Genomic DNA, 17,798 nt, shown 5'->3' with positions numbered 1-17,798 from the left:
GGTTGGATCCTCGGGACAGGCCCGAGGATGACGGCGCATTTGGGGATGTTGTCAGCGCAATGAACCCAAGCCGTTGGGTCAAAGGGGCTTTCAGCCTCTGTTGCCCGCGAGCTTCAGGCCGCCATTCTCACCAATGACGACCTCCAGCTCACCATAACCCCCAATGGAAAGATGCGGCGTTTCGATGAGATGGGAGTGGGTGGCGTTGATGACGACCACGGTTGCGCCCATACTTTCCCCGGCCTGAATGCCGGCGGGGGCGTCCTCGAAGACGACACAGTTTTCAGGCGCGACGCCGAGCTTTTCTGCCGCCTTTTTATATCCTTCCGGATCAGGCTTGCCGTTCACCACATCCTCGGCGCAGATCATTACCGGAGGCGGGGTGAGGCCTGCGGCGGCCAGCCGGCGCTCGGCGAGCGCGCGGGCGGCGGAGGTGACGATGGCCCATTTGCCGGCCGGCAATTTTTCGAGAAATGCCGCAGCCTCGGGAATCTGGAGGATGCCGTCGACATCGTCCATTTCCTTCTGCAGCAGCATCGCCGCCTGTTCCGCGACATCGAGACCGGGAACGGCCTCGCGGCGCACCACTTCCGACGCGCGCATGCCATGGATGCGCTGCAGGAAAGCGTTCGGCTCTATGCCGTTGTCCACGGCCCATTCGCGCCAGACCCGCTCCACCACCGCAATCGAGTTGAGCAATGTTCCATCCATGTCGAACAGGAAGGCCGCATAGTCTTGCGAAAATATCTGGTTCTGCGGCGGGACTTTGCTGTGCATCTCATTCTTCCGTTGAAGCTGTCGGGACCGCCTGTCTCTACAGCATCGGCGGACATAACGGAATCGCTTTTCCACCTTGAAGGCATAATGCGCTCATCTGGCCGAAGGCGGATATTGTCCCGGAATCGGACGTTCGCGTGTTCCGCGACTCGCCGGGTTGGGGTAGGGGAGAAGGCGTGCCCATCTCGCGATGCCGGGCGTCAGGTTGCAGCAAGGATGAGCTGCTATCGTGAGTTTTCACGAGCGCCGGAAACGCGCTAAATCAAAAGGTAATGAGGGATTTTGAATGTTTCGCATGAAGTTTTTCGGGGCGGAATTTTCTTAACGAATCCGCCGCTTCAGGGGTGGCGTTAACCATTTGTTAACCATATTCGAGGTACCTAATTGTCAACGATTTGTTTACCAAGATGACCAAAGTGCTAACAGACCAGCGTTCGATCCGTATCAAAGGCCGCTCCTTCCTTGCAGTCGTCCTGTCCCCCGAATCTCCGGTCGATCAATGGCTGGAAAGGCTCGATGATCTCGCCGCCCGTTCGGCGGGCTTCTTCCTGTCGCGTCCGGTGGTTCTGGATGTGTCGGAGCTGTCGCTCGACAAGGCGGGGCTGAAGGAGCTGCTGGCGGCGCTGACGGAGCGCAATGTCGGCATCATGGGTATAGAGGGCGTTCGCCCCTCGATGATCGAGCCGGGCATGCCGCCGTCGCTGAAGGGCGGAAAGCCCGCTTCCGATGTCGAGGTTGAGCCGGTCGCCATCGCCGCCGAACTGCCGGAGGAAAAGCCGCGCGCTGCCGGCGAGGTCAGGGCCGTCGTGCCGTCGCTGGTCATCAACGAGCCGGTTCGCTCCGGCCAGTCGATCATGTTTCCCGAGGGTGACGTGACTGTCATCGGTTCTGTCGCCTCGGGGGCGGAAATCATCGCCGGCGGTTCGGTGCATATTTACGGCGCCCTGCGCGGTCGCGCCATGGCCGGTTCGCTCGGCAATGTTTCGGCGCGCATCTTCTGCCGCAAGCTCGAAGCGGAGCTTCTGGCCATCGACGGCGTCTACAAGGTGGCCGAGGACATTGACGACAAGCTGCGCGGCCAGCCCGTTCAGCTCTGGCTGGAAAACGATACGATCAAGGCCGCAAAGCTTGGCTGATAACAGAGAAACAACACAGGAACAGGAGAGCCATATGGGGAAGGTAGTCGTTGTAACTTCCGGCAAGGGCGGGGTGGGAAAGACCACCTCGACCGCAGCGCTTGGCGCCGCACTGGCGCAGAACAAGGAGAAGGTCGTGGTCGTCGATTTCGATGTCGGCCTGCGCAACCTCGATCTCGTCATGGGTGCTGAACGCCGCGTGGTTTACGATCTCGTCAACGTCATCCAGGGCGATGCCAAGCTGACGCAGGCGCTGATCCGCGACAAGCGCCTCGAGACGCTGTTCCTCCTGCCTGCCTCGCAGACGCGCGACAAGGACAATCTGACGCCGGAAGGTGTCGAATGGGTCATCAACGAGCTGAAGAAGCACTTCGACTGGGTGATCTGCGACAGCCCCGCCGGCATCGAACGCGGCGCGACGCTGGCCATGCGCCATGCGGATGTGGCCGTCGTCGTCACCAATCCGGAAGTCTCCTCGGTGCGCGACAGCGACCGCATCATCGGTCTGCTGGATTCCAAGACGCTGAAGGCGGAACGCGGCGAGCGTATGGAGAAGCATCTGCTTCTGACGCGTTACGACGCTTCCCGCGCCGAGCGTGGCGACATGCTGAAGGTCGACGACGTTCTGGAAATCCTTTCCATTCCGCTGCTCGGCATCATTCCGGAAAGCACGGATGTGCTGCGGGCCTCGAACGTCGGTGCGCCTGTTACGCTGGCGGATGCCCGCTGCGCGCCGGCCATGGCCTATTTCGACGCCGCCCGCCGCCTGTCCGGTGAGGATATTCCGGTGGTCATTCCGGGCGAGAAGCGTGGCATCTTCTCCAAGATCTTCGCAAGGAGGGCTGCATGAGCATCTTCAGTCTTTTCCGCAAACAGAAGTCGGCACCGCTTGCGCGTGAACGCCTGCAGGTGCTGCTCGCCCACGAAAGGGCATCCTCCGGCTCCGATCTGGTCGCCATCCTCAGGGAAGAAATTCTCGGCGTCATCGCCAAACATGTGCAGATCGACAATGATCGGGTGCATGTGAAGATGGATCGCGACGAGCATGTCTCCATCTTGGAGATCGATGTCGAGATTCCTCTGGGTGCCGATCTGCGCGCCGCGTAAGATACGTGTCGAAAAACGCCGCCCGCCACCGGGCGGCGTTTTTATTCCGCTGTCGTATCGACGGGTTTTCGAAATGCCTCGGCCAGATCGCCGGGCAGCGGGCGCTGCAGGTTGATGCCGTTTGGCGGGATCGGCGCGTTGAACCATTTGTCGTAGATTTTATCGATTTCGCCGCTCTCATAAATTTGGCCGAGCGCCTCGTTGACGGCGTCGCGAAAGCCGGTATCGCCGTGGCGGAGCATCAAACCATAGGGTTGCGGCGGAGCGAGATATTCATCGGAGATGACGTAGTCTTCCGGCTTGCCGGTCTCGGCGACGAAGGATCGCAGAAGTATATCGTCCATGACGAAGGCCGAGGCACGGTTTTCCGTCACCATGTCGAAACTGCCCTCGGTGCTGTCATTTTGCAGAACCGCGACGTTCAACCCCAGTTTGCGATTGAGCACGTTGAGTTGGGTGATGTTGATGGTTCCCGTCGTCACCACCACCGTTCGCCCGGCGAGATCGGCGACGGTGTTCAGGCCGCTCGATTTCAGCGCCACATAACGGGTGCCGGTGATGAAGTGGCTGTAGGAGAACCACACGGCCTTGCGTCTCTCTTCCGTGTTCGTGCTCGCCACGCATTCCATGTCCATCGTGCCGTCATTGAGAAGCATGATGCGGTTGCTGGGCGTGCGCTTGACGAACTCGACCTTCAGTTCCGGCAGGCCGAGCTTTTTCTTGATGGAATCCGCCACTCTCAGGCATAGCTCGATGCTGTAGCCGATAGGCTCCGGCCCGGCGCCGAGATAGGAAAAGGGAATATTGCGATCTGCATAACCGAGCTTGATGGTGCCGGTTCTGGCAATGGTTTCAAGTGTCGGCGGTTGGGCATCCTCGCTCACCGCCTGGGCGGGAAGAAGACTTGAAAAAACGAGCATAAGCCATAATGTCGATCTCTGCATCGCGCATCTCCAGCCAAAGAATCCGTCAAAACATTTTCATGAAAATCGATACGGGTGGACGCCTTGCGCTCTCAGTCCTGGTATTCGCTCGGATGTTCGTATGCCTGTTTCAGAGAGGCGGCCATCGGCAGGTTCAGGTTCATGCCGTTTGGGGGAATGGGCTTGGTGAACCACTTTTCATAAAGGCCATGAATAACCGGCCCGGTGAAAATATGCCGAAGGCTCTCATTGACCGCCGCCTTGAAACCCGGATCGTTGCGCCGGAAAACCAGGCCATAAGGCTCGGGGGCGCTCAGCGTTTCCTCAGAAAGCGCATAGAGGTCCGGATTCTCTGATGTTGCCGCCAGCGCCGCGAGCAATATGCCATCCATGACAAAGGCGGAGGCCTTGCCGGAAACCACGAGTTCGAAGGCTTCCTCATTGGTTTTCGTCGGCATCACCGAGATATTGAGGTTCTTCGCCCGGTTGACGGCGTTGAGCTGCTCGATATTGACCGTGCCGGAAGCGGATGTGACGGACCGCCCGGCGAGATCGGCAAGGCTTTTCAGATTGTCCTCTTTGCGGGAGAGAAACTGCGTCGCGGTCATGAAGTTGGGATAGGAGAAATCCACGATCTTGCGGCGTTCGCTATTATTGGTCGTGGCCGCGCATTCAATGTCGATCTGGCCGCCGCGGACAAGGATGAAGCGGGTCGCGGGCGTCGCCTTGACATATTCGAGTTCGATCCTGTCGAGCTTCAGTTTCCTGCGAATATCTTCGCTGATCGCCCGACAAAGATCGGTCGAGAAACCGGTGACCTCCCCATTCGGCAATTGATAGGAAAAGGGCGGTTCGGCTTCGCGATAGCCGATGCGGATCTTTGCGGTTTTGGCGATCTGCTGAAGCGTGTCGCCTTCGCCGGCAGCCTGGAGAGGCGTGATGGGAGCAAGGCATGTGAGGAAAAGGCAAAATACTGAAAGACGCATTTTATGTCCTCTGGGCCGGCGGCCGGTTTCTCAAATGGCTTTTTGCGGTGGGCAATAGGTTTCCTGTGTCGGTCGACCGATATCGCCGAATTCATCCTTCCCAATCGGAGCGATGACGGCGCGGTTCTTGAGAATGCGGGCAAGCGGCGCGGGCTCGGCAAAATAATAGCCCTGCGCTTCGTCGCAGCCGGAAAGCTTGAGCGCTTCGACCTGCTCCCTGTTTTCAACGCCCTCAGCGGTGACCTTCAGGCCGATCTGTTCTGCCATGTCGATGACGGTGTTGACGATGGCGGAACACATGGGATTGGACGGCAGGCCGGAAACGAATTCCCGGTCGATCTTGATCTTGTCGAAGGCGACATGGGTGAGCGTGCTGAGGCCCGCATAGCCGGTGCCGAAATCGTCAAGCGCGAGGCGAACGCCCCTTTCCTTCAGCAGTTTCAGGGCTCGGGCGCTGTTGTCGCGCTCCAGCATGACCGTTTCCGTCACTTCCAGTTCAAGCCGTTCCGCCGGGAAGCCGGATGTTTCAAGCGCCCGGTCCACAATCGGTACGATGTCGTCATTGCTGAGCTGAACGGCGGATAGATTGACGGCGAGCCTGATATCCTTCGGCCATGTCATCGCATCTCTGCAGGCCTGCGCCAGAACCCACTCGCCCAACGGTTTGATGAAGTTGTTTTCTTCGGCAAGCGCGATGAAGCGGTCCGGTGCGATGAGGCCAAGCTTGCTGTGCCGCCAGCGGGCCAGCGCTTCATAAGCGACGATGCGACCGCTCTGCAGATTGACAACCGGCTGGTAGTGCAGCTCGAATTCCTGGTTTTCGAGCGCGGATTTCATGTCTATTTCCAGCGCATGCTTGTGCTGCGCCGCCATGTCCATGCCGGGCTCATAAAAGACGAAATAACCGCAGCCCATGGATTTCGCCCGGTAAAGGCCGAGATCGGCATGTTGCAGAAGCTGCGTTGCGGATGTGCCGTGGCCCGGCGCGCAGGCGATGCCGATGCTGGTGTCGATGCTGATATCGCTGCCTTCGAGACTGAAACTGCGCGAGACGGCATGCACCACCCGCGCGGCCAGCATCGCCGCGTCGCTCTCGCAGTCGCCGTTTGCCGATTGTATGATCGCGAATTCGTCGCCGCCGAGACGGCTCACCATGTCGTTTTCACCCAGCACGGAGGAAATCCGTGAGGCCACCGCCACCAGCAAGGCATCGCCGGCGGCATGTCCGAGTGTGTCATTGACGGCCTTGAAGCGGTCCAGATCGAGCAGCATGACATTGAACGGCTGGCCTGACGCGGCAAGCTGTTCGAGACGGTTTTCCAGCGTCTTCATCAGCAGCACGCGGTTTGGAAGTCCGGTCAGCGCATCGTGATGGGCCATATGTTCCAACTGCTGCGCCATATCGCGAATCTGCCGCAGGCGTCCGCGTTCCAGAACCGCCTCGCGCAACGTCTCGATAGCGGTGGCCATGTCGCCGATCTCGTCCCGCCGCTCCTGAAACGGCGTGGCGACATCCGTTTCCTCGCGGGCGATCCGAAGCGTCGCCTGCACCAGCGCCGGGACCGGTTTCAGGAAATGCCGGGCGATGACGGTCACAAGCACGCCGGTGACGGTCAAGACCACGATCAGCGCGGCGAGCGAATTATAGATGAGCTTGCGCTGCGCGCCATAAAGCGCGTCCGAGCCGCCGATGCTGACGGCGACCGCGCCGATGGGTTTCTTCGTTTCCGTGCTGATGATCGGCAGCAGGCCGATATAATGGCTGGATTCGCCGATGGTCGCAAAACCGGTGGAAAAACGCGCGGCGACCGCATCCCGGGAAAAGATGGGATCGGTGGCGAGCGGCTTTTCATCGTCGTCGGTGGCGTTGTCGAAAGCCGCCGCGATCTGCCGGAAGCCGGAATCTGCCTCGTCATAACGGAAAAGCCAGACGGCATTCTTGGTCTGTGCGCCGATAAGCGCGAGAACGTCGCTGGGGTTGAAGCCGGTGACGAGAATGGATTCGTCGTCGCCGATGGGTTTGTCGGTCAATATGCCGTTGACCTGCCCGTCGGCATCGGCGGTGACGCTGACATAGGTGTAGATGCTGCGAAGCGTGGCGCTGGCGATCTGCGAATTGACGCGGGCCTGGTTGAGCCATTGTTCGCTGGCGGCGGCGACGAACATATACCAGCCGACAAGTGCGCCGATGCTGTAGGAAAAGATCACGCCGCCGAGGAATATCAGGGTTATCTTGTTGGCGAGCGAACGCCGCCGCGAAAACCGGCCTGTTTCCGGCTGCGTTGGCGAGCGAAGCGTGTGGCCCGGTTCAACCTGTCTATCTGTCCCGCGATAGGCAGTCTCTTCCATTCGCGATAGTCCCCCGCGATGTCGCGTTATAATTGTTATATGGAATTTTATAGGGCATGCATTTCAATGCTGTCTGCTAAATAATTCAACAAAGTTTAGATGCGATTAAGAATTAATCCGTCTTTTTATAGTCGTAGCTTATATAAGAGATGGCGTTCCTGCACCTCAGGTTGAAAAAATCGGAGGTTAGAAATGAATCGTCAAGGATAAACTCCAAAATTCTGCGATCTCCGCCATGTTTCCCGATCCGGTATGTCTCTCATCGATAGCGCGGCGATTGGCCTTGCCAACTGGCCGATAAACGGCATGTTGTGCGCAACATGCCGCTTTCAGGGAAGATATCATGGCTCATAAAGGCAAAAGCATCGCGCAGCTTTCCGTTCTCCTCCAGAGCGGCCATCTCGATCCGCGTGCCCTGGTGGAAGAGACGCTGGATGCGGTTGGCGGAGAGGACGATCAGGCGATTTTTGTCGAGTTGACGGCAGCGCGGGCGATGTCGGAGGCGGAAGCCGCGGCAAAACGCATTGGTGAGGGCCGTTCCTGTGGTGTGCTCGATGGTATTCCGGTGGCCTGGAAGGACCTGTTTGACCTTGAAGGCATGGTGACCACGGCGGGATCGACGGTGCTTGCGAACGATAAGCCTGCATCGCGCGACGCGGATGTGGTGACGGCGCTGAAACAGGCGGGCATGATCTGTATCGGCCGCACCAATATGAGCGAGTTCGCGTTCTCCGGTCTCGGCATCAATCCGCATTACGGTACGCCACGCAATCCTGCTTCTACGGATGGTCACCGTCTGCCGGGCGGCTCTTCATCGGGCGCGGGCGTCGCCGTGGCTGCCGGTCTGGTGCCGGTAGCGGTCGGCACCGATACCGGCGGATCGGTGCGTATTCCCGCCGCCTTCAACGGCGTGGTGGGTTACAAGGCAAGCCGTGGCCGTTATTCGATGCGCGGGGTTTATCCCTTGGCGAAAAGCCTCGATTCGCTCGGACCGCTCACGCACACCGTACAGGACGCCGTCTGGGTGGATGCCGCCATGCGCGGCAAGGTGGCTGCCGATTTCACGCGCGCGCCTCTTTCCGGCCTGTCGCTGGTGGTGCCGGAAACGGTCTTTTTCGATGGCATCGAGGATGGCGTCGCAGCCGCTTTCGAGCAGGCGGTGGAACGTCTCGTCCGCGCCGGCGCCTCGGTGCGGCGGCAGGCATTCCCGATTTTTTCGGAACTGTTCGATCTTATCAGGGAAAAGGGTGCGCTGGTGACGGCGGAGGCCTTCGCCCTGCACAAGACCCGGCTGGAAGGTGCCGACGCCGCCCGCATGGACCCGCGCGTGGTGGCCAGAGCGAGGCTCGGCGCGAATATTTCCATGCCGGACTATATCGCCATCATCGAGGCGCGCGAACGGATGACGGCGGCGTTTTCCGGCATGATTGGCAGGCAAGAACTACTGGTGTCGCCGACATTGCCGCATGTCGCGGCCAAGGTTGCGCCGCTTCTCGAGAGTGACGATGCCTTTTTCGCCATGAATGCGAAGACCCTGCGCAACACCCAGATCGGCAATTTTTTCGATCTCTGCGGTGTTTCGATCCCATGTGGAACGGGCGATGCGGGCATGCCGGTCGGCCTGCTGCTTTCCGGCCTGCACGGCACTGATAACCATGTGCTGGGTGTCGCGATGACGGCGGAAGAGATCATTCGGGGCTGAGGAGAAGGCGGTTCACACAGCCATACTCCGTCACCCCGGACTTGATCCGGGGTCCAGCGCGATCAAGTCCTTGATCGTGAAAGACTCCTGACGCCGCGCAGACGCGCGGCTGCTGGATGCCGGATCAAGTCCGGCATGACGGAGAGAGTACTTGGCCGCCTACTCCCATAACCTCACCGCGCCGCCCAATTCGCGCCACGGCGGAACATGGTTTTCATCTGCGGCACGGAAAACTCCTTGGCCTGATGGCCGAGCGCCGAATAGAAGACGCGGCCCTTGCCGTATTTGCGTTTCCAGACAACCGGCATCACCACGCCGTCAATCCACCAGGCATGATCGCCGGTGAATTTCGTCGTCGCCAGCACCTCGTTGGAGGGGTCGACATGCATGTAATATTGCTCCGACGTATAGGGGAAATCGGCAATCCCCTCCATCAGCGGGTCGTCGGGACGAGTGATGTTGACGTGGTAGTCGATGATATTGCCGGGATGGGCAACCCATTGGCCGCCGATCATGAACTGATATTCGACGCATTCGCGGAAACTATCGCCCGCACCGCCATGAAAGCCGGCAATGCCGACGCCGTTTTCCACGGCGGCCGTCAGGTTCTTGATCTCTTCCTTTTCGATCTTCGACATGGTGACGATGGGCACCACGAGGCTGAGATCATGCACCGAAGGATCGGCGAAGGCCTCCGTGCTGTGCTCTACATAGACCTTGAAACCGTCCTCCTCCAGCATGTCCTTGACGATGGTGGCGCATTCCTGCGGCTCATGGCCGCTCCAGCCGCCCCAGACGATGAGTGCTTCGCGCATTATTTCCTCCTCCGGATTATTTGCCGAGCTGGCCGTCGACCAGCGATGTTTCGAGCGGAGCCGGGCGCTCCGCCTTGGTGGTGATGGAAACGGCGGTGCCACTGTCCGATGCGGTCTGGAAGGCTTCCATCACCTCCAGCACATGCAGGGCAAGATCGCCATTGGCGCGATGCGGGCGGTTTTCGCGGATCGCATGGGCCATATCCGCTACGCCTATCGAACGGTAATTGCCGTCCGCATAGGGGGATGACAGGGCCTGCGGCTCGAACTGGCCGCCCTTCTTCAGCAATTGCACCTCGCCGCCGAAATGGTTGGGATCGGGCACGATCAGCGTGCCTTCAGTGCCATAGAGTTCCAGCGGCACATGTTTGTGGCCTGCCACATCGAAGCTCATGCCCACCTGCACCACGGCGCCGTTCTCAAAAGCCAGCACGCCGGACACATGAGTGGCGACATGAACAGGGATTTTTTCGCCGTTCTTCGGCTCGCTGGTGATGAGGCGCTCATTGCGCGGGGCGATGGCAAAGCCCGCCACTTTGGCGACCGGGCCGAACAGATTGACGAGATCGGTGATGTAATAGGGGCCCATATCCAGCATCGGCCCGCCGCCAACCTCGTAATAAAAGGCCGGGTTGGGGTGCCAGCGCTCGTGGCCGGGGCACATGAATGTGGCCGTTCCACCGACCGGCTGGCCAAGCACGCCCTCATCGATCAGCCAGCGTGCGGTCTGGTGCCCGCCGCCGAGGAAAGTATCCGGGGCCGAGCCAATGCGCAGACCCTTTGCCTTTGCCGCATCCGCAAGCCGCTTGCCCTCGGCGAAATTGATACCGAGCGGTTTTTCGGAATATGCGTGTTTGCCGGCGTCAAGCGCGCGCAGCCCCACCTCCACATGCGCCTTGGGAATGGTGAGGTTGACGATGATCTCTACGGAAGGATCGGAGAGAAGCGCGTCGATGCTGGTTGCCTGAAGGCCGAATTCATCGGCACGGGCTTTCGCCGCCGCCTCGTTCATATCCGCAAGACCGCGAATGTCGAGAATGGGAAACGACGCCATGGCCTTGAGATAGGCGCTGGAGATGTTGCCGCAGCCGATGATGCCGATACCGACCCTGTTCATGTGATTTCCTCCCGTAAATCAGAAATGCCGAAGCCCGTGCTCAACCCGTGGGCTAAAGCGCCGGTCCCGTGGTGTTCCATGGCGATTCGTAAAGTTCGTAAAGCGCGACGGCCGCAGCCCCCTGCGCCCATAATTCGTCGCTCGCAATGTCGAAAACCAGCGCGGCGACGCCGGCCAGCGAAGGCGGCACGGCGGCATTGTAGCTGTCACGAATACTGGCGATGAAGGGTTCTCCGAGCTCGAGGCTGGAGCCGGTGATGATGACCCGTGGCGGCGCGAACAGTGTGACGATATTGGCAAGCGTCAGGCCAAGCGCTGCGCCGGCGCGCAAGGCTGCCGCGATGAGGTCGTGGTCTTCCGCCGCAATCAATGCATGGGCATGCTGCATGCCGCGGCCGAGCCGGATCGCCTCGGCAAAGCGCCCATCCGCCGGGCGGGAGCCCAGAATGGCGTTTTCGCCCGCCTGGCTCGCCAGCCGCACCGTGCCCTCATTGGCAAGGCCGATGACGAGGTCGCCGAGATTGTGGCTGAGCCCGCCAGCGCCGCGAAACAGCTGGTTCTGGTGCAGCACGCCAAGCCCGAGCGTCTGTTCGAGCGAAATCAGCACCATGTCTTCCAGATCGCGGGCATGGCCGAACCAGTGATGGGCGAGCGTGATGGCGTGGGCGTCGCTTTCGATGATGGTCGGCGAATTCAGCCGCGCGGTCATTTCCTCGGCGAAATTGACGTTCACTTCGCGTAAAATCGGGCTGCTGCGAATTTTCCCGGTGCGATGCTCGATGACGCCGGGCAGGCCGAGGCAGACCATGTCCACATCTTCCAGCGAAAGCCCGGCATCGACGACGCAGCGCCGCACCCCGTCCTCCACCAGATCGGCGATGACGCCGATGGGCTGACGGTCGACACGGATCGGTAGTGCAAGCGTTGAAAGCACGTTGCCGCAGAAATCGGTGACGACGAAGACCATGCGGCTTGCGGCGATCTTGGCGCCCACCACGCGGGCGGCATCCGGGTTCAGTTCCAGCATCACGCGCGGCCTGCCGCGTGCGCCTTCGGTGCGGATATCGCCGATATGACGGGTGAGGATAAGCCCGTCATCGAGCAGCGAGGCGGTGATCGCCGAGACGGTGGTGGTGGAAAGCTGCGTTCTTTCGCTGATTTCCACCCGCGAGATCGGCCCATGGCGGCGGATGCTGTCCAGCACGCTCAGCCTGTTGATCGCGCGCATTAATTCTGGGTCTGCGGTCTTCATGGGGTCCTGCTGCGATCGGCTTCGATCTAAAACGAATTTATATCGGATTGCGGATTAAATAACGTCTGCCGGGAGGGGTGTGTCAAGCCATCAGGGTAAAAAATCAGCAACCCGCCTTGACATTGGGCAGGGTGTGGGGTGAATTAATCCGCATTGGGGAATAAATGGTGAGGAACCCCAGGGAGGATCACGAACATGACCTATTGGCACGCAGGCGCAAGCCTGAGCGGCAGGCGGATCGCTTTTGCCGCAACGACAAGCATAGCCCTGATGCTCGGCGCGGCCAGCGCCTCGGCGGCGACCGTTGTTAAATGGATGCATGTGGAATTGGACCCAAAATCCGTGGCTGTCTGGGAGGAGATCGCCAAGGAATACGAGGCCAAGCACCCCGATGTTGATATTCAGCTGCAGTTCCTCGAAAACGAGGCTTTCAAGGCGAAATTGCCGACGCTGCTGCAATCCAACGACGTGCCGGATTTCTTTTATAGCTGGGGTGGCGGCGTCCTTGAGGAACAGTCCAAGACCGGTGCGCTGAAGGATCTGACCGAGGTTTTCGACGCCAATGGCGGCAAGCTGCGGCAGGCCTATAATGCATCCGCAATCGACGGCCTGTCTTTCGACGGTAAGGTCTGGGCCGTGCCTTACCGTGTCAGCCTCGTCAGCTTCTTTTACAACAAGGAGCTGTTTGCCAAGGCCGGCGTGAAGGCCGAGGACATCAAGACCTGGGACGATTTCAGCGCCACGGTCAAGAAGATCAAGGAAGCGGGCATCGTCCCGATTGCCGGTGGCGGCGGTGAAAAATGGCCGATCCATTTCTACTGGAGCTATCTCGTCATGCGCAATGGCGGGCAGGCCGTGTTCGATGCCGCCCGCAAGGGCGAAGGCGAAGGTTTCATGGATCCGGCGATCATCAAGGCGGGTGAACAGCTGGCCGAGTTCGGCAAGCTCGAACCCTTCCAGCCCGGTTATCTCGGCTCCACCTGGCCACAGGCGCTCGGTGTCTTCGGTGACGGCAAGGCAGCGATTATTCTCGGTTTCGACAATACGGAAGCCAACCAGCGCAAGAATGCCGGTGACGGCAAGGGGCTGGCCGCAGACAATATCGGCCGCTTCGCCTTCCCGGTTGTCGAGGGCGGTGCGGGCAAGGCCACAGATACGCTGGGCGGCCTGAACGGCTGGGCTGTCACGAAAAACGCGTCCAAGGAAGCGATCGATTTCGCCACCTTCCTTACCAGCAAGGAAAGCGAAGAGAAAATGGCGACCGCCGGTATGATCCTGCCGGTTGCCACAGGGGCTGCCGGTGCGGTGAAGAACCCGCTGCTGGCGGATTCCGCCAAGCAGCTGGCTGCTTCCACCTGGCACCAGAACTTCTTCGACCAGACGCTCGGCGCTGCCGTCGGTCGTGTCGTCAACGATATCTCGGTTGAGATCGTTTCCGGCCAGATGACTGCCGAAGAGGGTGCCCAGCAGATTCAGGACGCATTCGAACTGCGCTGATCTGGTTTCCATGGCGGCGCCGCGAATGTGCGGCGCTGCTTATCTGCCTCCACGAAAGCGGATAGAGATGACGGATATTTCCATGACTTCTGCGTCCATACCGGCGCGCGGCGCGGCGAAGACAAAGCGCAAGCAAAGCTCGGTCGCGCACGACCGGGCGCTGACCCTTCTGGTCTTCCTGCCGCCCGCACTGCTGCTCTTTACCCTGTTCGTCATCCTGCCCATGGGCGAGGCGGCGTGGTACAGTCTTTACCGCTGGAACGGCTACGGCACGCCGACCGATTTTGTCGGCTTGAAGAATTTCCAGGTGCTTTTCGGCAATGCCGCATTCTCGCAGGCCCTGATCAATAACGGCCTCATCATCCTCATTTCGATCCTGATCCAGATTCCGCTGGCCATCTGGCTCGCCATGATGCTGGCGCACCGCATTCCCGGTGTCGTCGCTTTCCGCCTGGTGTTCTTTCTGCCTTACGTTCTCGCTGACGTCGCGGCGGGTCTGATCTGGCGTTTCGTTTATGATGGCGATTATGGCCTGTTTGCCGCCATTTCCAATTTCTTCGGTTTCGCCAATCCCTATGTGCTGGCCGATAAGGATGTGGCGATCTATGCCGTGCTCGGCGTCATCGTCTGGAAATATTTCGGCTTTCACATGATGCTGTTCATCGCCGGCCTCCAATCCGTCGACAAGAATGTGCTGGAAGCAGCCGAAATCGATGGCGCTTCCGGCTGGCAGAAATTCCGATACGTCACCTTGCCGATGCTCGGCTCCACCGTTCGCCTCTCCGTCTTCTTTGCGGTCATCGGCTCGCTGCAGCTCTTCGACATGATCATGCCGCTCACCGGCGGCGGGCCGTCCAACTCCACGCAGACCATGGTCACCTTCCTATACACCTACGGCGTCATGCGCATGCAGGTGGGGCTTGGCAGCGCGGTCGGCGTCGTTCTCTTCGTCATCTGCGTGACGCTCGCCTTCGGTTACAAAAGGATTTTCATGCGCCATGACTGACACATCCACCTCCGTCCGCATGCCGCTGCAAACCAAGCTTTATCTTTATATATCGCTGAGCCTGATTGCGGCCATTGTGCTCATCCCGTTGCTCACCACCGCGCTTGGCGGCTTCAAGACGCTGGGAGACCTGCGCGTCAACCCGTTCGGCATTCCGGCCGAATGGCAATGGGCCAATTACGGCGATATCCTTTTCGGCAAACGCTACTGGCTGCAAATCTTCAACTCGCTTGTCATCGCGCTGTTGACGGTGTTCCTGACGCTGACCGTCTCGGCCATGGCCGCCTTCACCTTCGCGCATGTGAAGTTTTTCGGCTCGTCCTTCCTGCTGAATTATTTCCTGCTGGGGCTGATGTTCCCGGCGGCCACCGCCATCCTGCCGCTGTTCATCCGCATTCGCGATCTGGGCCTGCTCGATACCTATTGGGGTGTGGTGCTGCCGCAGGTGGCCTTCGGGCTGGGCATGAGCATTCTCCTGTTCCGCAATTATTTCCGCAATCTGCCGGAGGAGCTGTTTCAGGCCGCCTTCGTGGATGGGTGCGGTTATCTGCGCTTCTTCTGGCACATTTCCGTGCCGCTCTCGCGGCCGATCGTGGCGACCGTCGGCATCGTTTCCTTCGTCGGCAGCTGGAACAGCTATATCCTGCCGCTGATCATGCTAAATTCGGAATCGAAATATCCCTGGCCGCTCGGCATCATGGTCTATCGCGGTGAATTCGGCACCGAATGGCAGCTCGTTCTCGCCTTCATCACGCTGACGATCCTGCCGACCGTCATCGTCTTCTTCCTCGCACAGAAACACATCATCGCGGGCCTGACGGCCGGTGCCGTCAAATCGTGACGTGAAAGGAGCAAAACATGGCTTCCGTCGAACTCAAGGATATCCGCAAGTCCTATGCCGCCCTCGATGTCATTCACGGCATCTCGCTCGATATTGCGGACGGCGAATTCATCGCCCTGGTCGGGCCTTCCGGCTGCGGCAAGTCCACCCTGCTGCGCATGATCGCCGGGCTGGAGGAAATCACCGATGGGGATATTCTCATCGGCGACAAGGTGGTCAATGGCATGACCCCGCGTGAGCGCAACATCGCCATGGTGTTTCAGTCCTATGCGCTTTATCCGCATATGACGGTGGCCGAAAACATGGGCTTCAACCTGAAGCTAGCCGGCCAGCCGAAAAACATCATCGAGGAGCGCGTGGCGGAAGCCGCTCGTATGCTCGATCTCGGCAAGCTTCTCGACCGCAAGCCCTCGCAGCTTTCCGGTGGCCAGCGCCAGCGCGTCGCCATGGGCCGCGCCGTGGTGCGCAATCCGGCCGTCTTCCTGTTCGATGAGCCGCTGTCCAACCTCGACGCCAAGCTTCGCGTGCAGATGCGTAGCGAAATCAAGGCGCTTCACCAGAAGGTCGGCACCACCTCCATCTATGTCACCCATGACCAGATCGAGGCGATGACATTGGCGGACCGGGTGGTGGTGCTCAATCACGGTCGCATCGAACAGCAGGGCACGCCGCTCGAGCTCTACAAGACGCCCGCCAATCTCTTCGTCGCCGCCTTCATCGGCTCGCCGGCCATGAACCTCATCGAAGGCGTTGTCGATGGCGAGGGGGATCAGCCTGCCGCCCGGCTGAAGGACGGAACCGCGATCCGTATTGCCGCGACACGCAAGGTCAAGCGCGGCCAGCCGGTGACGATCGGGCTCCGCCCCGAACATATCGGTTCGACCATCGGCGGCGATATATCGCTGTCCGGCCGGACGGTTTTGGTGGAACCGACGGGAGCGCAGACCCATGTGGTCTTCGAACTGGCGGGCGATCAGGTGACGGCGGTGGTGGATGGCGAGCAGCCGGTCAAGGTCAATACCCCCTTTGCCGCGACCGTGCATCATGAGCGCGTGCATGTGTTCGACAGGGCGAGCGGGCTGGCGCTTTAGCCGGTTTTCGCTTTTTTAGTGAAATAGCGAAATTCTCTCGCCCCTCCGCTTTTGGGGCTTGTTTGAAAATTACGACCGGTTAGCTTGGCGCTGGGAGCCAAAGCGGTTTTACCGCTTAACTGTATCGATACAGGGAGGAGTTTTTATGAGAACGATCAAGGGACCGGGTATTTTTCTCGGCCAGTTCGCCGGTGATGTCGCCCCTTTCAACAGCTGGGACAGCATTACCAAATGGGCGGCGGAAAAGGGCTATGCCGGTGTGCAGGTGCCGACATGGGCAGGACAGCTGATCGATCTCAGAAAAGCGGCGGAATCGAAGGATTATTGCGACGAATTTGCCGGGGTGGCGCGCCAGAACGGTGTCGAGGTGACCGAGCTTTCCACCCATTTGCAGGGCCAGCTGGTTGCCGTTCACCCGGCCTATGACGAGGCTTTCGACGGTTTTGCAGCACCTGAAGTGCGCGGCAATCCGAAAGCCCGCCAGCAATGGGCGGTGGAGCAGGTGAAGCTGGCGCTGAAAGCGTCGAAAAATCTCGGCATCAAGGCGCATGCGACCTTTTCGGGCGCGCTCGCCTGGCCCTTCGTCTACCCGTGGCCGCAGCGTCCGGCCGGTCTGGTGGAAACCGCCTTCGATGAGCTGGCGAAACGCTGGACGCCGATCCTCGATTATGCCGATGAGCAGGGTGTGGATGTCTGCTACGAAATCCATCCCGGCGAAGACCTGCATGATGGCGTGACTTTCGAGATGTTCCTGGAGCGGGTGAGGAACCACAAGCGCGCCAACATGCTCTACGATCCGTCGCATTACATTCTGCAATGCCTCGATTATCTCGACAATATCGACATCTACAAGGACCGCATCAAGATGTTCCACGTTAAGGACGCGGAGTTCAATCCGACCGGCCGGCACGGCGTTTATGGCGGTTATCAGGGCTGGGTCAACCGCGCGGGCCGGTTCCGTTCGCTGGGCGACGGGCAGGTGGATTTCGGTGCGGTCTTCTCCAAGATGGCGGCCAATGATTTCGATGGCTGGGCCGTGGTCGAATGGGAATGCGCGCTGAAGCATCCTGAAGACGGTGCCCGGGAAGGAGCCGAATTCGTCAAGGCACATATCATCCGCGTCACGGAAAAAGCCTTTGACGATTTCGCATCGAGCGGCACGGACGATGCGGCCAACCGCCGTATGCTCGGGCTTTAAA

16 protein-coding genes are annotated in these 17,798 nt (G+C 59.9%); 9 read left to right on the top strand and 7 right to left on the bottom strand.

Going from position 1 to position 17,798, the window contains the following annotated elements; all coding sequences use genetic code 11:
* Window positions 1-90 precede the first annotated feature (90 nt).
* Window positions 91-777 carry an HAD family hydrolase gene (locus tag FGF54_RS16075; protein ID WP_142780395.1) on the bottom strand — a complete coding sequence of 229 codons (687 nt, stop codon included), beginning with the start codon at window positions 775-777 and terminating at the stop codon, window positions 91-93.
* 407 nt (window positions 778-1,184) lie between these two features.
* Between FGF54_RS16075 and minC the strand changes: the two genes are divergently transcribed.
* Genes minC through minE form a run of 3 tightly spaced genes read left to right on the top strand, consistent with a single transcriptional unit; the run spans window position 1,185 to window position 3,020 of the window.
* On the top strand, window positions 1,185-1,913 hold the full coding sequence (gene minC / locus FGF54_RS16070) for a septum site-determining protein MinC (protein WP_003506496.1): 729 nt from the start codon (window positions 1,185-1,187) through the stop codon (window positions 1,911-1,913).
* A gap of 34 nt (window positions 1,914-1,947) precedes the next feature.
* On the top strand, window positions 1,948-2,763 hold the full coding sequence (gene minD, locus FGF54_RS16065) for a septum site-determining protein MinD (protein WP_003506498.1): 816 nt from the start codon (window positions 1,948-1,950) through the stop codon (window positions 2,761-2,763).
* Window positions 2,760-3,020, top strand: coding sequence for a cell division topological specificity factor MinE (minE, locus tag FGF54_RS16060; RefSeq protein WP_020809474.1), 261 nt, complete (start codon window positions 2,760-2,762; stop codon window positions 3,018-3,020). Before minD ends, minE begins: the two co-directional genes overlap by 4 nt.
* A gap of 41 nt (window positions 3,021-3,061) precedes the next feature.
* Here the strand turns inward: minE and FGF54_RS16055 are convergent, their stop codons facing one another.
* The 3 genes from FGF54_RS16055 to FGF54_RS16045 form a co-directional block, all read right to left on the bottom strand.
* Complete coding sequence (locus FGF54_RS16055) at window positions 3,062-3,964, bottom strand: amino acid ABC transporter substrate-binding protein (protein ID WP_142780394.1); 903 nt, start codon at window positions 3,962-3,964, stop codon at window positions 3,062-3,064.
* Window positions 3,965-4,035: 71 nt separating this feature from the next.
* Window positions 4,036-4,929 (bottom strand): amino acid ABC transporter substrate-binding protein, encoded by an 894-nt coding sequence (locus FGF54_RS16050; protein WP_142780393.1) that lies wholly within the window; start codon window positions 4,927-4,929, stop codon window positions 4,036-4,038.
* Between the two features lie 30 nt (window positions 4,930-4,959).
* Window positions 4,960-7,278, bottom strand: coding sequence for an EAL domain-containing protein (locus tag FGF54_RS16045; protein ID WP_142780392.1), 2,319 nt, complete (start codon window positions 7,276-7,278; stop codon window positions 4,960-4,962).
* A gap of 343 nt (window positions 7,279-7,621) precedes the next feature.
* On the opposite strand from FGF54_RS16045, the gene FGF54_RS16040 reads away from it, so the two are divergent.
* On the top strand, window positions 7,622-8,980 hold the full coding sequence (locus FGF54_RS16040; protein ID WP_142780391.1) for an amidase: 1,359 nt from the start codon (window positions 7,622-7,624) through the stop codon (window positions 8,978-8,980).
* 173 nt (window positions 8,981-9,153) lie between these two features.
* On the opposite strand, the gene FGF54_RS16035 is transcribed toward FGF54_RS16040, so the two are convergent.
* Genes FGF54_RS16035 through FGF54_RS16025 form a run of 3 tightly spaced genes read right to left on the bottom strand, consistent with a single transcriptional unit; the run spans window position 9,154 to window position 12,164 of the window.
* Window positions 9,154-9,795 (bottom strand): ThuA domain-containing protein, encoded by a 642-nt coding sequence (locus FGF54_RS16035; protein WP_003500892.1) that lies wholly within the window; start codon window positions 9,793-9,795, stop codon window positions 9,154-9,156.
* A gap of 16 nt (window positions 9,796-9,811) precedes the next feature.
* The gene (locus tag FGF54_RS16030) at window positions 9,812-10,912 is read right to left on the bottom strand and encodes a Gfo/Idh/MocA family protein (RefSeq protein WP_142780390.1); all 1,101 of its coding nucleotides are present in this window, start codon (window positions 10,910-10,912) and stop codon (window positions 9,812-9,814) included.
* Window positions 10,913-10,964: 52 nt separating this feature from the next.
* A complete protein-coding gene (locus tag FGF54_RS16025; RefSeq protein ID WP_142780389.1) occupies window positions 10,965-12,164 on the bottom strand; it encodes an ROK family transcriptional regulator in 1,200 nt (399 codons plus the stop codon).
* A gap of 195 nt (window positions 12,165-12,359) precedes the next feature.
* Here FGF54_RS16025 and FGF54_RS16020 point away from each other — a divergent pair, with 195 nt between their 5' ends.
* From FGF54_RS16020 to FGF54_RS16000, 5 genes are all read left to right on the top strand, one after another.
* Complete coding sequence (locus FGF54_RS16020; protein WP_142780388.1) at window positions 12,360-13,661, top strand: ABC transporter substrate-binding protein; 1,302 nt, start codon at window positions 12,360-12,362, stop codon at window positions 13,659-13,661.
* Window positions 13,662-13,728: 67 nt separating this feature from the next.
* Window positions 13,729-14,667: a carbohydrate ABC transporter permease gene (locus FGF54_RS16015; RefSeq protein ID WP_078052711.1), complete on the top strand. Its 939-nt coding sequence runs from the start codon at window positions 13,729-13,731 to the stop codon at window positions 14,665-14,667.
* Complete coding sequence (locus FGF54_RS16010) at window positions 14,660-15,508, top strand: carbohydrate ABC transporter permease (protein WP_078052712.1); 849 nt, start codon at window positions 14,660-14,662, stop codon at window positions 15,506-15,508. The genes FGF54_RS16015 and FGF54_RS16010 overlap by 8 nt, the downstream gene beginning before the upstream one ends.
* Window positions 15,509-15,525: 17 nt before the next feature.
* Complete coding sequence (locus FGF54_RS16005) at window positions 15,526-16,599, top strand: ABC transporter ATP-binding protein (protein WP_142780387.1); 1,074 nt, start codon at window positions 15,526-15,528, stop codon at window positions 16,597-16,599.
* Between the two features lie 145 nt (window positions 16,600-16,744).
* On the top strand, window positions 16,745-17,797 hold the full coding sequence (locus FGF54_RS16000) for a sugar phosphate isomerase/epimerase (RefSeq protein ID WP_142780386.1): 1,053 nt from the start codon (window positions 16,745-16,747) through the stop codon (window positions 17,795-17,797).
* Window position 17,798 lies beyond the last annotated feature (1 nt).

It is taken from the genome of Agrobacterium sp. T29, assembly GCF_006970545.1.
Taxonomy (GTDB): Bacteria; Pseudomonadota; Alphaproteobacteria; order Rhizobiales; family Rhizobiaceae; genus Agrobacterium; species Agrobacterium leguminum.
This window is presented reverse-complemented; position numbering and strand designations above follow the sequence as displayed.

Coding starts and splice junctions, on each gene's coding strand:
- FGF54_RS16005 (WP_142780387.1), top strand. CDS start 15,526: ATGGCTTCCGTCGAACTCAAGGATATCCGCAAGTCCTATGCCGCCCTC.
- FGF54_RS16010 (WP_078052712.1), top strand. CDS start 14,660: ATGACTGACACATCCACCTCCGTCCGCATGCCGCTGCAAACCAAGCTT.
- FGF54_RS16045 (WP_142780392.1), bottom strand. CDS start 7,278: ATGGAAGAGACTGCCTATCGCGGGACAGATAGACAGGTTGAACCGGGC.
- FGF54_RS16035 (WP_003500892.1), bottom strand. CDS start 9,795: ATGCGCGAAGCACTCATCGTCTGGGGCGGCTGGAGCGGCCATGAGCCG.
- minE (WP_020809474.1), top strand. CDS start 2,760: ATGAGCATCTTCAGTCTTTTCCGCAAACAGAAGTCGGCACCGCTTGCG.
- FGF54_RS16020 (WP_142780388.1), top strand. CDS start 12,360: ATGACCTATTGGCACGCAGGCGCAAGCCTGAGCGGCAGGCGGATCGCT.
- FGF54_RS16075 (WP_142780395.1), bottom strand. CDS start 777: ATGCACAGCAAAGTCCCGCCGCAGAACCAGATATTTTCGCAAGACTAT.
- FGF54_RS16030 (WP_142780390.1), bottom strand. CDS start 10,912: ATGAACAGGGTCGGTATCGGCATCATCGGCTGCGGCAACATCTCCAGC.
- FGF54_RS16055 (WP_142780394.1), bottom strand. CDS start 3,964: ATGCAGAGATCGACATTATGGCTTATGCTCGTTTTTTCAAGTCTTCTT.
- FGF54_RS16025 (WP_142780389.1), bottom strand. CDS start 12,164: ATGAAGACCGCAGACCCAGAATTAATGCGCGCGATCAACAGGCTGAGC.
- FGF54_RS16000 (WP_142780386.1), top strand. CDS start 16,745: ATGAGAACGATCAAGGGACCGGGTATTTTTCTCGGCCAGTTCGCCGGT.
- FGF54_RS16015 (WP_078052711.1), top strand. CDS start 13,729: ATGACGGATATTTCCATGACTTCTGCGTCCATACCGGCGCGCGGCGCG.
- minD (WP_003506498.1), top strand. CDS start 1,948: ATGGGGAAGGTAGTCGTTGTAACTTCCGGCAAGGGCGGGGTGGGAAAG.
- FGF54_RS16050 (WP_142780393.1), bottom strand. CDS start 4,929: ATGCGTCTTTCAGTATTTTGCCTTTTCCTCACATGCCTTGCTCCCATC.
- minC (WP_003506496.1), top strand. CDS start 1,185: ATGACCAAAGTGCTAACAGACCAGCGTTCGATCCGTATCAAAGGCCGC.
- FGF54_RS16040 (WP_142780391.1), top strand. CDS start 7,622: ATGGCTCATAAAGGCAAAAGCATCGCGCAGCTTTCCGTTCTCCTCCAG.